We start from the raw sequence: 17,413 nt of genomic DNA on the forward strand, positions 1-17,413 counted from the left end.
AATGAGTATTACACTATTTTATCAGCGCCCCATTCACAGCACTTTATACTTGCTGCTAAGTGTTTTATTTACTGATAAGTTAGTAAGGTACATTTTATTCAAGTTTCATAGCTACTTTAATCAACACAAAGTAAATGTAATTGAAGCTTTTTTAATGCCATTTATTACACTTTTAAGCTCGCTATTTATAAACATTAAGCAGCATAAAATCAGCTTTGAGTTTACCCTTTATGACTACTACCCCCATTTAAGGCTACCTTACCGAACCTATATTTACTCAAATATATTACGCTTTGTTATACAAAGTGTTTTTTTAGTATTTTTTAAAAACCAACTTAAACCGAGCTCAGTAAAAGAAGATGCCATTAATTATTTTTACGGTGGCGTTAGCTTTCTTTTAAGACAATTACGTTGGTTTGATTTAAAGTTAGGTAAATTATTAAAGCGCCTACTATCAAAAAATAAAAAAGGTCCTAAAAAAAGTGCTACTAAGGCAATAGCTGATGCGCGTGTATGGCAAAATAAATTAGTTAAGTATGTCATTCTCGCGTTTATTTTATTTTTATTAGCAATATTCATTACAATTCCTTTTAGCTTAGAAGCTCAAGCCATTTTTATAAGCTTTATTTTGTTAGTTGCGTATGCACTTAAGCGGGTAAAAGGCCAAATGGCAACCATTGTTATGATCACCCTGTCAGTAACTACGTCTTCTCGTTACTTATGGTGGCGTTATACTGAGACTTTAAATTGGGATGATCCGCTTGCACTTGCACTAGGTGGCGGCTTACTACTTGCTGAAACTTATGCCTGGCTTGTACTTATTTTAGGGTTTTTCCAAACAATTAATCCACTTGAGCGAAAACCAATACCTTTACCAAAAAATACTGACTTATGGCCAACGGTTGATGTATATATTCCAACTTATAACGAGCCATTAAGCGTTGTAAGACCCACTACTCTCGCTGCTTTAAGTATCGATTGGCCTGCAGACAAGTTAAATGTTTATATATTAGATGATGGTAAGCGCTCAGAGTTTAAGGAATTTGCAGAGGAAATTGGAGTCGGCTATTTAGCTCGTTCGGATAACAATCATGCTAAAGCCGGTAATATGAATAGCGCTATGCGCTATACTGATGGCGAATATATTGCAATTTTTGATTGTGACCACGTGCCTGCTCGCTCGTTTTTGCAAATGACAATGGGCCAATTTTTAAAAGACAGTAAGCTGTGTTTGGTTCAAACGCCGCACCACTTTTTCTCAGCAGACCCATTTGAGCGAAATCTTAATAACCACAGTCAAATCCCTAACGAAAACATGTTGTTTTATGGACTAATTCAAGACGGTAACGACATGTGGGATGCAACCTTCTTTTGTGGTTCTTGCGCCGTATTAAAACGAGCAGCACTTGATGATATTGGCGGCTTTGCGTTTGAAACAGTAACTGAGGATGCTCACACGGCTCTTCGTATGCAGCGAGCTGGTTATAAAACTGCTTATATAAACATTCCACAAGCCGCAGGTCTTGCCACCGACAGTCTATCAGCGCATATAGGTCAACGAATTCGCTGGGCGCGTGGTATGGCGCAAATATTTAGACTTGATAATCCGTTAATGGGTAAAGGCTTAAGCTTTCCTCAACGGTTATGTTATATAAATGCAATGCTGCATTTCCTTTCTGGTATTCCCCGCATTGTATTTTTAACAGCCCCTTTAGCGTTGATATATTTTAACGCGTACATAATTTATGCCCCTTTTATCGCTATTTTTATCTATGTGGTGCCAACGTTAATTCAGATAAAAGCAACTAACTCACGCATTCAAGGTAAATACCGTTACTCCTTCTGGGGGGAAGTGTATGAGTCAGTACTTGCTTGGTACATATTAAAACCAACTACCGTTGCTTTATTTAATCCTAATAAAGGTAAATTTAACGTAACCGAAAAAGGCGGTTTAAATGATGAAGAGCATTACGACTGGGGGATTTCAAAACCGTATTTAATTCTCTTACTTATTAACTTACTTGGAATAATAGTGGGTGTATTACGTCTGTTTTTAGGTGATTCAAGCCAGATTGGCGTACTTATAATAAGTATGGGTTGGGCTTTTTATAATATTATTATTTTGGGTGCTGCGGTTGCGGTTGCTGCTGAGGCTCGCCAAGTGAGACACTCGCATCGTATAAAGGCAAACTTTCCTGCCGGCGTTCGTTTAGCAAATGGTCATACTTTAAAAGTAAAAATAACGGATTATTCAGATAACGGTGTAGGCATAGAGACTGAACACGCACATTTATGCCGCGTTAACGATAAAATTGAATTACTAATGAGTCGCGGTAACAAGCAATTTTCGTTTACAACTTATGTATGTAATACCCGTAAAAAACAAATTGGCCTTACACTTAAAGATTTATCTCTCGAAAAGCAAAGAGCTTTTATACAATGTACTTTCTCCAGAGCAGATGCTTGGTTAGATTGGCAAAATAACTTTAGACATGACCGTCCATCATATAGCTTCAAAGAAGTACAAAAAACCAGTTTACGGGGCTTTAGTAATTTACTATTTCATGCTCCAAGAGCGTTACAACCAATAATTAAGTTTATGACTAATACTGTCATTTACATAAATTCATTTACTCCAAAAAAACCGATAGTGCATAATAATTATGATTAAAAAGTTACTTAATACATTTCTAGCATTGTTACTTATTAGTAGCGCATATCAAGTGCTCGCTATCGAGCCTATGCACGACAAAACTATGTTTGTAAATGGCTACCCTGAGAGCGCTCAGGTATCTAGTCTACGTCTTAGCTTTGAAAAGTTAGGATTCAACGACTATAAACTCGACGGCGTGAATAATAATTCTCGAGTCGATTTCACAAATAGAATTGATAAATTAAGCACTAATTTAAAGCTTAACTTTTCGTATACTAACTCACCTTCATTGCTGGCTAATGTATCGCATTTAAAAGTTTATTTTAACGATAACTTAGTTACTGTTTTACCTATTAATGAGCAATTAAGTATTGTAAAAAATACGGTAAGTCATAGTCTAGACCTAAATGCTAAATACATTCAAGACTACAACCAAATTCGCTTTGAACTAGTTGGCTACTACGACTTACGATGCCAAGATTACTTTAGCCGCTCAATTTGGACTGAAATAAACAAATCAAGCCACATCACGCTTGATCAAAAACAGTTAGCAATTGATAGCCGCCTTGAATATTTACCAGAACCATTTTTTGATGCTAAAGATTACAACAAATTAAACTTACCTTTTGTATTTGCAAGCACACCTAATACACAAGCTATAGAAGCGGCAGCCACTTTATCAAGTTGGTTTGGCGCACAAGCAGACTGGCGTGGCGCTAACTTTCCCGTAGTTTTAAATAAAGCACCAGAGCAGCACAGTGTGGTGTTTATTACTAATGACTCAAAACCTGATTTTTTAAAAGATTATCCAGATGTTGAAAAGCCAACCGTCGAGCTAATTTCAAGCCCTATTCACAGATACAATAAAATGCTGCTAATTTTAGGGCGTGACGAAAAAGACTTAAAAACAGCGGTTACTGGTCTTGTGTTTGGTCATAAAATTATGACTGGCCGAAGTGCAAGCATCGAAGCAATTAACAAACTCCCACTGCGTAAAGCTTATGATGCGCCGAGATGGCTTAGAAACGATCGTCCCGTGCACTTTGACGAACTTATTGACTATCCAACTCAGTTACAAGCTGAAGGCCTTAACAATGGGCCTATTAAACTAAATGTTCGTTTTGCACCTGATTTATTTACTTGGCGTGAAAAAGGTATCCCTATTACTTTGCAATACCGTAATACGCCAGAGAGCGAAACCTTAAATTCACGTTTAAACATGCTAATAAACAAAGAATTTATAAGTGGTTTTTTACTTGATAAAAAAGACACATCGTTAACTACTGCTAAAACGTTGCTGCCTTTAATCGCTAATACAGACACAACGCAAAGCGCTGAAGACTTTTCATTAGACGGTATTAATCTTGCCAGCCGAAATGAGTTAAATTTTGACTTTAGATTTGCAGTACTTAAAAAAGGCGAGTGTGCCATTGCTCCACCTGGTGGCGAGTACGGGGTAATTGATGGAAACTCTAACATTGATGTAAGTGGGTTTGATCATTACATGGCTTTGCCTGATTTAAATGTATTTGCAAATAGCGGATTCCCATTTACAAAATACGCAGACTTACAACAAACTTTAGTATTGATAGATGAAGTTCCATCACCTAAAGCACTATCTGTATTGTTTAATTTAACAGGCCACTTTGGTGCTATTACAGGCTACCCCGCTCATAGAATAAGTGTTGCTCATTTAAATCAAGATGCCAACTTAGATGATAAAGATATCTTAGTTATCGCAAAACCTAATAGCATTGCTAATAACTTAGATGAAGATGCGCAAACCAATATCCTGCTTGATAATAATCAGCGCGCTATAAAACAAGCCATATACAATGGTGCTTACGATGAGCAGACAACAGATAAAGTCCAAGTAAGTATAAAAAGTAGTGGTGATATGGCCGTTATTACTGGCTTTCAATCACCGTTTGATTCAGAGCGTTCAATTGTATCGCTTAGTGCAACATCACAAAAAGCCTTTACTCTACTAGATGATGCGTTAATGAGTTCAGAAGCTCTTGCGCAAATTAAAGGCAGTGCTGCGGTCATAAATTCTCAAGGCATTAAGACAATTAAAACTGATGAGCAATATTTTGTTGGTCATATTCCTGTGCATACCCTAATTTGGTTCCATTTATCGGATCACCCATTTGTACTAGCGCTATTGTCTATTTTAACACTACTGTTGATCTCATTTATAATATGGCGATTACTGCAAGCATTAACATACAAGCGATTAGCTGAAGGAGATAAGTAATGAAGTCACTCATTAATGTATTTTTTACCGTGATTGCATTATTTACCTTTAATGCCAATGCACAAATAGAGCAATGCCAACCATGGGATGCATGGCAAACGTTTAAAAGTAACTTTATAAGCCAAGATGGTCGCGTTATTGATTTGGGGAGTGAGCAAAAAGTCACAACCTCTGAAGGCCAATCTTATGCCTTATTTTTTGCTGTCGTAGCAAATGACAAAGCAATGTTTGACCTAGTCCTGGATTGGACGCAAGAACATTTGTCAGAGGGTGATTTAAGCACTCGTTTACCAGCATGGCAATGGGGTGTTAACAATCAAAATGTTGGCGGAATTTTAGATTCAAATCCAGCGTCTGATTCTGACTTATGGATAGCATACAGTTTATCGCAAGCTGCTATTCTTTGGGATGACCGCCGCTACAGCATATTAGCAGCCGTACTTGCGAAGCGGATAATGCGTGAAGAAACCGCCTATATTTCGGGGCTAGGTTTATCATTACTACCCGCCCCTACTGGTTTTGAATTTGATAATGAGCGTTTTAAGTTAAACCCGAGCTACTCACCGTTATTTATTTATCAGCAGTTTAAAATGCTTTATCCACACTCGCCTTGGCATCAACTGCACGAAGGCTCAGCAAAGTTGATTTTAGATACAGCAAAGCAAGGTGTTAGCCCTGACTGGGTAATGTTTGATGCAAATAACGGCTTTTATTACGATAAAAAAACGAGCGACTTGGGCAGTTACAACGCTATTAGAGTGTATTTATGGGCAAGTATGATGGCAGACAACGCGCCTTATAAAAAAGAGCTATTAGCGCAATTCAACCCTTTTATAGAAACAATTAATAAACGTGGTTACGTGCCTTTAAATACTTTTGCTAAATCAGGAAAATCTGAAAAAAGAGGCCCTCTAGGCTTTAACTCAGCTTTATTACCTTTACTAGCGACTAATAACGATAATTCTACAGTAATGGCGATTCAGCAAAAACTAATGATTGATAAATCATTTACCCAGACTCGTTATTACGACAGCGTACTTAACTTGTTTGGTACAAGTGCTTTAAATAAGCGTTTTTCAATTACAGCAGATGGGACGCTACAACCGGTATGGAGCACTGAATGCCGTTAAGGTTTGCCCTCGCTTGCACATTAGCGCTTAGCTCTGGATTAAGCGCTAACACAGTCAACGATATTGATACGCAATCTGTTGATTGGTTACTAAGCCAAATAGGTATTGGTGAAGCACAGCAAAATAAAAAACTAGTTGAAGATAGCTTGCGAAAGCTAGTCGCTATTGCCCCTGCCCGCATAGAAACACAGTGCGCAGTAGCGCGTTATGATTTTGCCAATGGCGAATCAGCGAAAGCCAACCAATTACTAAGTAAAATAGATAATGGGCTTACCAAACAAGCTCCGTGCGTTGAAAAGCTAAAAGTTCTTTCTCGTACTGAAGGAAAAGACAAATCTTCAATTCAGCAAGCTAAATTATTGGCTCGTGCGGGTCGTTATGAACAAGCTCGCGAAATCTATAATAATATTTTTAAAAACGTCTACCCTACATTAGGTTACGAGCTTGAGCATTTAAGCTGGTATGGACAAGATAGCTCCCAATGGGAAAGTGTTAAAAAAGGCTATAATAAATTAACTCAAAGCTACCCAAGTATTGCGCAGATAGAAATTGCTTATGCCCGTCACATACTTAGGCGTAATCTTACAGATAAAAAAGCGATTGATATTTTAAGTAAATATGGCGCAGGCTCTACTTTTATTAATGAAGTAGAATATATTTGGCTTAGTGCTTTGCTAGAAATGCCCTTAACGAATGATACAGTTAAGCAGTATCAGCGCTATTTCACTCTTTATCCTTTTAGTAGTAAAGGTGAATTACAATACCAAGATTTTCTAAAAGATTATAAAAAACGTCAAACACTTCTTGTCGACCCCGCCTATCAGCTTTGGGTTAGGGGCGATAGATTACTTGAGAAAAATAAACTTGCTGCCGCAGAGCCTTTACTTTTAAAAGCTTTAAGAGGCCGACCGCAAGACGGCGCTATAATGCGAAGCCTTGGCACACTCTATTTACGCCTTGGTGAAAACCAAAAATCGTATCAATATTTTACTCGTGCACAAAAGTACACAACTGAGTTCGCTGAACGTGAAACACTACAAGAATTAGCAAAAACAGCTAAGCTTTGGCTTTATATACGCGAAGCTAAAAATGCCATTAATAATAAAGAATTTAAAACGGCTAAGCTTAAGCTTGATTTAGCAGCCACCTTAGAGCAAGAAACTAATACAGTAATATATAACAAAGGTTTATTACAATTTGCTCAAGGGCAATATTCACAGGCTGCACTTACATATCAAATTGTTTTAAGAAGTGATCCACTTAATAGCAGCGCTTTAATAGGCCTACTTGAAATAGCTGAATTAGATCAGAATGAAAAAGCCCTAACCTCTTTTTATAACAGCTTATCGTTTAATCAAAAGAAACTAATTAAAGAATCTTATTCTGTATCTTTAAGCAGTCAGTACCGCGCAAAGGCAAATACGTTTGCACAGTCGGGAGATTTAGAGGAAGCCGAAAAAGTATTAAAAGACGCTATTGAAATAGCGCCAGAACAGCCTTGGTTATACTACGATTTAGCCTTTATATACCAACAAAAGGGGCTGACAGAAGAGGCCCGCGCTTTATTTAATAATGTGCTGTGGCAATTCCCGTTGAACCCTCAGATTCGTTACAGCCACGCGCTTTTTTTACGCTCTCTTGATGACTATCAAGGTGCTATTAAAACCTTGCAGTACATTCCATTTAAATCCAGAGATAAAGACATTATTGCGCTTGAACAGCAGCTGCAACTTAATGAATCTTTAACACAAAGTGAGCGCCACCTTGACGCTAAAGATAAAGCCACTGCTATTTATCATTTAAGTAACTTAGAAGCACAGAGCTTAACACCTGCTATGCAGGCTGAGTTATCACGAAGCTGGTATAGAATCGACGAAAAAAAGCACGCTATAAAACTTATAAACAAAGCACTGAAAGCTGAGCCTTCGCTTTCTGCTTATTGGCATACACTTTATGGTGAATGGCTTTTAAATCAAGGTGATGAGAATAAAACGAAGCAATGGTTTGAAAATTACGTACTACCAGAGAGCGCCACTGAAAACGAAACAACTCAATATGTACAACTACAAAATAGCTATATTACTCAGTATTACATTGGTAGTGATTTAATCGCGAAGCTTAACCAGCTGGATCAAAAATATAAAAATACTCCAGCAACAACTACTGCCCTTATTAATGCAAATTTAGCACTTGAACAGCGCGAAGCGGCCGTTATTTTGTATCAGCAAAAAGTACAAAATAAACAAACCATAGAGCCTCAGGCACTGCTCGCTATTGCTAATACCTACCTAGAACTTGGGGACGACTTTCAAGCAAAAGAAGTAACGCAAAAAGCGATTACGCAAACCACGTCGCAAGAAGGTTATTTACAACGCCAAATCATGTCATCTCTTAATGAGTTTAATTACTCAGGGGATGCACTTTATTTAGCTAACCAACTTGTTGAAAAGTCACCCAACGATCAAGAGTTACGCTATTTAGGTGCTCAAGTAGCCAGTAAGTTTAATGAAACCGAACAAGCACAATCTTGGTACGCACAAACCCTATTTCCTAATCGTACATTAAATGAAAAAGAACTTTACGGGGCGCTTTCAAAAATAGATGAAAACGACGAATGGTATGTAAACGGTGCTAAACGGGAGCTAATAAACGAGCAAAATAAAAACCAAGCTTACATTGCCATTGGTGTTAACTTTAGCGGACAAACAAGTACTGAAAGCGAAGCAACGCTTGGTGCAGGCTTAGTCCCAATTGAAGCTTACTTTCCTCTTTGGCAAGGCCAAGGGTTTATTAAAATAGACCCGACTACTATTAGCGCACAAACAACGCGTTTTGATGAGCAATTTGCTGGCAGTCGCTATGGACAAGGTGCACTGTGTATTTTCACCTGTTCAATCGATGAAGTAACACCACAGGAAAGTGGTGTAGATGTAGGTATTGGTTGGCAAAATGAAAACTGGCGTGTTGATGTAGGTACGACCCCACTCGGCTTTTTAATTGAAGATATTGTATGGGGTGTAAATTACGCAGACAGTTTTGGCGACTTTGGTTACAGCCTCGAACTTGAAAAGCGCCCAGTTACAAGTTCGGTACTTTCTTATGCAGGTCTTAAAGATGTAAAAACAGGTGAAGTTTGGGGTGGTGTACGCTCTACAGGCCTAACTGCTAATGTATCGCACGACTTAGGCGGAAAATGGGGTTTTTGGTCAAGTGCCGACTTTACCCTGTATAAAGGCCAAAATGTAAAAGACAATCAACGCTATCGTATGATGGGCGGCACTTATTACCGTGTAATTAGCAATCAAGATCGTGAATTTACCGCAGGCGCTAGCTTATTACATTGGGCATACAAATATAATTTAAGTGAAGAAACATGGGGCCATGGTGGTTATTACAGCCCACAAAACTATGTAGGTTTATCTGTACCTCTCACTTATGATGCACGTTGGGGCGATGATTTTGTTTATCGATTAAAAACCGGTGTTTCGTATTCACAAACAACGACTCAATCTATTGATTTCTTCCCCAACAACACTAATCTGCAATTAGACGCATACGCTATAGAATCAATAACAGGTGTTGACCCTATTTTTGAAGGTGAAACAAGTTCTGGTGTTTCATATAACCTTGAAGGTAGTTTTGAGTATAGAATTACGCCAAATTGGTTTTTTGGTGGCTACTTAGCCATTGATCGTTCTGACTTCTACGAGCCAAATTTTGGTCAGCTTTATATACGTTATTACTTTAATCCTGTGTACGGAACACTTGAGTTTCCAGGTACTCCAATTGTTCCTTATGCTGAGTTTTAACTTGGCATAGGGTGATATACCGCGAATACTTCCCCTAGCACTAAGGTATATGTATACTTGAGCGCAATTGTAACTAGGATAAGGGTGTGTCTCTTACCTTGTGGTGTTACTGCCATATAGCAAATCATTATCTTAGCTACAAATAATATACTGATGGTCGAGCATTTTAGTCGTTACAAATTCTAAAATAGCTAAAGCAAAAAATTATAAGGCCATCATAACAATACTTAAAGTTAGGAAGTAAATATGAGTTCAGCTCCAGATAGTGGCTGGTTTGGCCACCCTAAAGGACTTTCAACATTGTTCTTCACTGAAATGTGGGAACGAATGAGTTATTACGGTATGCGAGCTATGCTCGTATTGTTTATGACAGCAAGCTTACAAGAAGAAGGCCTTGCCTTTACTGTTGCATCAGCTGCTGCAATCTATGGTTTGTACACAGGCGCAGTATACTTTTTAGGTTTACCTGGTGGTTGGCTAGCTGATAGATTGTTCGGCGGTCAAAAAGCAGTATGGTATGGCGGCATAATTATTATGATTGGTCATATTATTTTGGCTATTCCACATGATTATTCTTTTTTCATTGGCTTAATATTTGTAGCAACAGGTACTGGTTTGCTAAAACCAAATATCAGCGCAATGGTCGGCCAATTATACAGCGATGCTGATGAGCGTCGTGATGGCGGTTACGCTATTTACTACATGGGTATTAACTTAGGTTCTTTAATTGGTTACTACGTTTGTGGTTACTTTATGGAAAACGTAGGTTGGCACTGGGCGTTTGGTGCAGCAGCTGTTGGTATGGCTATTGGTTTAGTGCAGTATAAACGCTCACTTAATAACTTACCTGAGCACAGTGCTTTACCAGCTAATCCATTAGGTCCAAAAGGCACTTCACGCGCTTGGGGTGGTATTGCTATATTTATAATTGCAGCGGCTGCAATTACCACCGCCGCGATGACTGGCACTATTATTATTAACCCTACAGTTGTTGCAGGTTACACCGCGATTGTATTCACTGTTATATTTTTTGTTTATTTTGGTGTTATTTACTTTACGGGTAAATTAACTGATGCCGAAAAACAAAGAATGTGGGCACTCTTTTTAGTATGTATTGCATCTGCATGTTTTTGGTCAGGCTTTGAACAAGCCGGTTCATCATTAAATTTATTTGCTCGCGACTATACTGACCGTCTTATTGGTACTTTTGAAATCCCTACCACTTGGTTTCAATCATTAAACTCGCTGTTTATTATTGCTTTATCGCCATTTTTTGCAGCGCTTTGGATTAATTTATCTAAAAGTTTAGTGTCACCTAGCTATAGTGTTAAGTGTGCGCTTGGTTTAATTATCATGGCATCAGGATTTTTAGTTATGTTTATGGCGGCTCATTACGCAGCTGAAGGCTTAAAAGTAGCGCCTTACTGGCTTGTTACTACGTACTTTTTGCATACTGTGGGTGAACTTTGTTTAAGCCCTGTAGCATTAAGTGCGGTAAGTAAGTTATCGCCTAAACGTTACACAGGTCAAATGATGGGTGTATTTGTATTAACTTACTCAATCGGTAATATTATTGCAGGTTTACTTGCTGGTAATTTCGATCCGAATAATGTTGATGAAATTCCTAACTTATATTTACAAATTGCATTATTTAGCATTGGTGTTGGTGTTGTTTTAGTACTAATGACCTTTAAAGCTAAAGTATGGGAAAAACAAGGGTTAGAAGAGAAAGCCTCTTAATTGTTGTTTATTTTAAATATAACAACATAACCTGAACATTCCTCCATAGCTTCTATGGGGGAATTTTTTTATTCAACTTTGCCCCCACACACTCGTTAACTGATATTATGTCCTAATTAGCTATGGAATAGACTCAGGGACAGCAGTACATGCAATTATTAACGATATCACGTGTTATTACATTTATAATTATTAGCTTTTTTTTATCCGCCTGCGGTGCCGGTGATGAAGTAACAGTCAATCCAAACGATCCAGTGGAGTCTGAGCCTAGTGGTTTAATTATTACCAATATTAATGGCTTACAAACGTCATTAGATGAAGGTAACTTTACTATCAATGCCCCCGGGCAAATAGTTGCTAGCGATACTGAAATAACCTACGAAAAATCAATCCTCGATGAAAATAATCAAACAAAAAATATCATTTCAGATATACATACGCTCACTCCAGGTACATTGCAACTTTCAAGCTTAATGACAATCACCATAAAAATACCTGACGACTACGCCTTAGGTGGGCAACTAACTATTGCTCATTTAAACGGGGGTTCTTGGTCTAGCATTACTAATTCAACGGTATCGCAAGGTTTTGTTAGCGCACAAGTAGATCAACTAGGTAGCTATGCATTAGAAATGCAACGTACTGTGGCATTTTCTGATGTTGGCCCTACATGTGATGCTAATGCGACAGAGCAATCAATACGATTTGTTCACGTTGCCGACATGCATGCTCGCTTTGGGTATCAAGAGCAGTACTTTAGTCGCATCAAAGCCTATTATAAAAAAGTGCTAAGCGAATCGCCGCATACATTATTTACCGATGGTGGCGATGATTATGAAAAAGGAACTGTTGCAGAGCAAATATCACAAGGGTTAGCCTCTGATGAAACTGTAAAGCTAATGGCTTTTGATTTACGTGTTTTAGGCAATCATGACTATGCGTGGGGTCCTGAAAAGCTACTTGAGTTTTCACAAGACAACAATGCTGTTGTACTTGCCAGTAATACCCGTTTTGAGGGAGAGAAAAACCAGAAATTTGGTGGTGTCGATTTTGCTAAGGTACAGGTTGGCTGCATAACATTCGGTGTGTTTGGGATGACTTCGGTACCATGGGATGAGCTTGACAAGCCAATTGAAGGTGACCCTATTCCTGACTTTATAAAACAATTTAAAATGAGTTGGAAATGGCAACAAATCGCACAAAGTATTGTAAGCCAATACAGTGATGACGTTGATTACATGATTATGCTAAGCCACTTGGGCAAAGGAACTGATGTTGAGATAGCAACCAATGTACCGGGTATAGACTTAGTACTTGGCGGGCATACTCACGGTGGTGAGGACTTTATAGAGCTTGATAATAACGCCTTAGTCATTCAGCCTGATTTTTATGCACGCGGTGTTACCGATTTAAACTTGATCTTTAATACTGCCAATAAAACACTAAGTAGTTACGATTATCAACATGTAGATACGCGAACATCTATAGAACCTGACGAAGAAACCAAGCTAGCTATCGATGAAATAATGGGACGTTACGCACCCGATGCTGATACCGAAATTGCCATTTCAGAAAACTATCCGAGTGATTTTGAAGTTGCGGGTATTACTGCACTTGCAACTAAACATTCAAGCTCAATTAATGCAGCACTGCTTAACCCTGAGCTTGTGCAAAAAAGATGGACGCCAGGTACAGTTACACAAGAAGATTTTCACAAAACATTTTATGTTGAAAGACAGCCATCAAACACACCTGGCTTTAATTCACTGTATCAAGTAACTGTTACGGGCACTGATTTAAACACAATGATTGCCAGCCAACCCGATTGGTTTGTGTTAAAGCCAGAAGATATTCAAGTAACGACAAATTATAATGTCGCTTTATTTAAAGGTGCGGCACTTAATCCAGATTTATTTTTTAGCAGTGTTACTTTCAATGATGTTAAACCAATTGCCGAAGCATGGTGGCTACTTGATCAATACGCACGCTTTAGAACAACTCAATGTCTTCACCTTGATACAGACACACAGCTTAATGCTTGCCAAGATGTGGCTAATATAACAACTTGGAACTTTGACGATCCAACAAACCCACTAACTCCAGACTCTGGCCCATCGGTTTTAAGCTACTTTGATCCAGAAAATGACGGTTGGGGCCCAGAAGATACACGCTATGAGACAACCACTGCTCTTGATATTGCGGATTTAACTGATGGTCCTTCTGGTGTAATGGCTTTTACTGATCACTCACCTACAGAGGGTTTTAAAATTGAATTAAACACGCAAGCAAATGGTGACTTTGCAAGTGAAGGTATGGTATCTGACTATACTCTAGTAATGGATTTATATTGGCCGTCTGAAGGCAAAGATATTTATCGGGCTATAATACAAGCTGAAACAGTGAATTACTCAGAAGATGATGCTGATATATTTATTGATCCCACTGGTGGCTATGGCCAATCTACCTTTAAAAGCGGTTATTTTGGTGCTACTGAGCCAGAAAAATGGCACCGTGTAGCATTTGTGTTCTACACAGCACCGACAAATGGCGTATTTGAGGTATATATTGATGGCGAATTAGCAGGTGTAAAAGAATTTGGTGAAATAGACAAACGCTGGGCGCTCGATAAAGCGGTACTTTTATTTACCGATAATAACTACGAAACAGTACCCGGTTACTTAAACGCACTACTTTATGCTGGCCGTGCAATGACCCGTGGCGAAATTAAAAGTATGGGCGCTGCACAACAAAAATTAACCTTTGAACAACCAACGCGTGTGTTAAATCAAACGATTGAACGTCACTACAAAGCAGCTCCAGCAATAAAAACTAACTTATGGATAGAGCAGCGAAACAAGTTCTTTGGTAACGCCTCTCAAAGTGTAAACAATTAAATACAAACAGGCTTTGACTTGTTGATTATAAAAGGAGGTTTAACACAGGTTAAACCTCCTTTTTATCGTTTAAAAACAACTAATTAATAATAAAAGATCACCATTCAATCCTATGGTATATTTCTTCATTTCACTTAACTGTATTACAAACGCGTAACTTTATAATAACCGTCCTATTAAATTTACACATACCACATTTACTAAATAGCGCTCCCCTCTTCCCCAAATCAAAAATCTGGTTGATTATCTACTGCAATATGACAACAACACATAATCGCAGTGCTTAATTGCGGGAGTAATAATGATGAGTGAAGTAAATAACTATTTAGGTTTAGTCGGTATTGAATTTACCGAATACGCAACACCTGATGCTGATTATATGGATAAAGTATTTACTGATTTTGGCTTCTCCAAGCTTAAAAAATTCAAAGGTAAAGACATTGTTTATTACAACCAAAACGATATTCACTTTTTACTGAATAACGAGCGTGAAGGTTTTTCTGCCGAATTTGCTAAAAGCCATGGTCCTGCTATTTGTTCAATGGGTTGGCGTGTTGAGAATGCGCAAAAAGCATTTGAAACTGCAGTAGAGCGTGGTGCAAAACCAGCCACTGATTCAACACATAAAAACATGCCTTACCCGGCAATTTATGGCATTGGCGACAGCCTAATTTACTTTATTGAAAATTTTGGCGACAAAGGCACTATTTACGAAAGTGATTTTGAAGATTTAGAAACGCAAAATGTTGTAGAAGATAAAGGCTTTATCCGAATCGATCATTTAACTAATAACGTTTATAAAGGCACCATGGAAAAATGGGCTAACTTTTATAAAGACGTATTTGGTTTTACAGAAGTACGCTACTTTGACATTAAAGGTCAAAAAACAGCGCTTATTTCGTATGCACTTAAATCCCCTTGTGGCACCTTCTCTATTCCAATAAACGAAGGTAAAGGAAACGATAATAACCAAATTGACGAATACCTTGGCGAATACAACGGCCCTGGTGTTCAGCATTTAGCGTTTTTAACAGATGATTTAGTAAGCTCTCTTGATAAGCTTGATAAATCAACAATCGCTACTTTGGATATTATTCCAGAGTACTACGATACTATTTTTGACCGCGTACCTTGGGTTGCAGAAGACAAAGAAAAAATTCGTCAGCATCAAATACTCGTAGATAGCCAGAGTGAAAATTGTTATTTATTACAAATTTTCTCTAAAAACTTGTTTGGTCCAATCTTTATAGAAATGATCCAACGCGTTGATGATGGTGGCTTTGGTGAAGGTAACTTCCAAGCATTATTTGAATCAATCGAACGCGACCAAGAGCGTCGCGGCGTTTTATAAAATATTTGAGTAAATTAAAAGCAGCGAACTTCGCTGCTTTTTGTCGTTTTAATATTTAAAAAGTATTGCGCTGAGTACAAGTATGATTAAATAAACTATACCTTGTCGCCATACAGTAAAATCCAAAGGAAATGTAATGAGCCTAATTAACGAAACCCATGATATTAATTTAACCAGCTGGGTAGAGTCAGCTAATGTTGATAATTGTGACTTCCCTATTCAAAACTTACCGTTTGCAGAGTTTCGTCGCAAAGGGTCTGATGAGGCCTTTCGTGGTAGTGTTGCAATTGGCGACCAAGTAATTGATTTAGCAAAACTGAGCAAATTAAACGTTTTAAAAGGTGACGCAAAAACAGCCGCTGATGCAGCAAGTGAAGCAACCCTAAATACATTTATGGGTTTAGGGAAGCAATATTGGTCAGCACTTCGTTTAGCGCTTTCAAAAGCACTACGAGCAGGCTCTGAGCACCAACAAGCACTTAGCGATACACTTGTTGCACAATCTGATATAGAGTTTTCACTACCTTGTCGCATCGGTGATTACACCGACTTTTACACCTCTATTTACCATGCAACCGCCGTGGGCAGTTTATTTCGCCCTGATAACCCATTACTACCTAACTATAAATGGGTACCTATTGGTTATCATGGTCGCTCTTCTTCAATTGACGTATCGGGTCAAACATTTCATCGCCCTAAAGGTCAAACTAAAGCGCCAGATGCAGAAGTACCGTCATTTGGTCCGTGTAAGCGCCTTGATTACGAACTAGAAGTAGGTATTTACTTAGGTAAAGGTAATGCACTGGGCGATGCAATTGCGATTGAAAATGCAGAAAATCACGTATTTGGCTTTTGTGTATTTAACGATTGGTCAGCACGCGATTTACAAGCATGGGAATACCAACCGCTTGGTCCATTTTTAGCTAAAAACTTTGCCTCAACTGTATCACCTTGGATTGTTACAACCGAAGCATTAGCGCCTTATAGAACAAGCTGGACACGTGATGAAAACGATCCACAGCCCATGGACTATTTAGAATCAAAAGCGAACCGCGACCAAGGTGCTTTTGATATTCAAATGGATGTTAAAATTCAAACGCAAAAAATGCGCAGCGAAGGGCATAACCCTACACGCGTATCAACATCTAGCTTTAAGCACTCTTACTGGACTGTGGCACAAATGGTTACTCACCATACAGTAAACGGCTGTAACTTTATGCCAGGTGACATGTTAGGTTCTGGCACTCAATCTGGTCCAACGCATGAAGAGGCGGGTTCTTTACTTGAGCTTTCTCGTGGCGGTAAAGAAAAAATCACGCTAAGTAATGGCGAACAACGCAACTTTTTAGAAGATGGCGATAACGTTATTATGCGCGGTTGGTGTGAAAAAGAAGGTTATGTACGTATTGGTTTTGGCTCTGTAGAGAGCACAGTACTGCCTACAAAATAATACGCATATTAAAAAACATCATGAAAAGGGATGCTTACTAAAAGCAGCCCTTTTTTATTAATTTTCGAATAGTTACAATATTTTTCTGGCTTTTTAAACTCAAATTGCTATCTTGATCTAGTTAATAGC

Annotated in this window: 8 protein-coding genes; all 8 read left to right on the plus strand. The window is 38.4% G+C overall.

The window, feature by feature from the left end; translation table 11 throughout:
- Position 1 precedes the first annotated feature (1 nt).
- The 8 genes from bcsA (at position 2) to fahA (ending at position 17,284) form a co-directional block, all read left to right on the plus strand.
- Positions 2-2,671, plus strand: coding sequence for a UDP-forming cellulose synthase catalytic subunit (gene bcsA, locus I6F40_RS16860; RefSeq protein WP_166378820.1), 2,670 nt, complete (start codon positions 2-4; stop codon positions 2,669-2,671).
- Positions 2,664-4,910: a cellulose biosynthesis cyclic di-GMP-binding regulatory protein BcsB gene (bcsB, locus tag I6F40_RS16865; RefSeq protein ID WP_197193228.1), complete on the plus strand. Its 2,247-nt coding sequence runs from the start codon at positions 2,664-2,666 to the stop codon at positions 4,908-4,910. Before bcsA ends, bcsB begins: the two co-directional genes overlap by 8 nt.
- A complete protein-coding gene (bcsZ, locus tag I6F40_RS16870; protein WP_166378824.1) occupies positions 4,910-6,040 on the plus strand; it encodes a cellulose synthase complex periplasmic endoglucanase BcsZ in 1,131 nt (376 codons plus the stop codon). The genes bcsB and bcsZ overlap by 1 nt, the downstream gene beginning before the upstream one ends.
- Positions 6,031-9,849, plus strand: coding sequence for a cellulose synthase subunit BcsC-related outer membrane protein (locus tag I6F40_RS16875; protein WP_166378826.1), 3,819 nt, complete (start codon positions 6,031-6,033; stop codon positions 9,847-9,849). Before bcsZ ends, I6F40_RS16875 begins: the two co-directional genes overlap by 10 nt.
- A 246-nt stretch (positions 9,850-10,095) precedes the next feature.
- Positions 10,096-11,589, plus strand: a complete 1,494-nt coding sequence (locus I6F40_RS16880) for a peptide MFS transporter (protein ID WP_166378828.1) — start codon at positions 10,096-10,098, stop codon at positions 11,587-11,589.
- A 149-nt stretch (positions 11,590-11,738) separates the two neighbouring features.
- Positions 11,739-14,483: a metallophosphoesterase gene (locus tag I6F40_RS16885; protein WP_197193229.1), complete on the plus strand. Its 2,745-nt coding sequence runs from the start codon at positions 11,739-11,741 to the stop codon at positions 14,481-14,483.
- Positions 14,484-14,787: 304 nt separating this feature from the next.
- Positions 14,788-15,834, plus strand: coding sequence for a 4-hydroxyphenylpyruvate dioxygenase (gene hppD, locus I6F40_RS16890; protein WP_024589439.1), 1,047 nt, complete (start codon positions 14,788-14,790; stop codon positions 15,832-15,834).
- Between the two features lie 136 nt (positions 15,835-15,970).
- Positions 15,971-17,284: a fumarylacetoacetase gene (fahA, locus tag I6F40_RS16895; protein WP_197193230.1), complete on the plus strand. Its 1,314-nt coding sequence runs from the start codon at positions 15,971-15,973 to the stop codon at positions 17,282-17,284.
- The last annotated feature ends 129 nt before the right edge of the window (positions 17,285-17,413 follow it).

It is taken from the genome of Pseudoalteromonas sp. SWXJ133 (genome assembly GCF_015864365.1).
Lineage (GTDB): Bacteria > Pseudomonadota > Gammaproteobacteria > Enterobacterales > Alteromonadaceae > Pseudoalteromonas > Pseudoalteromonas arctica.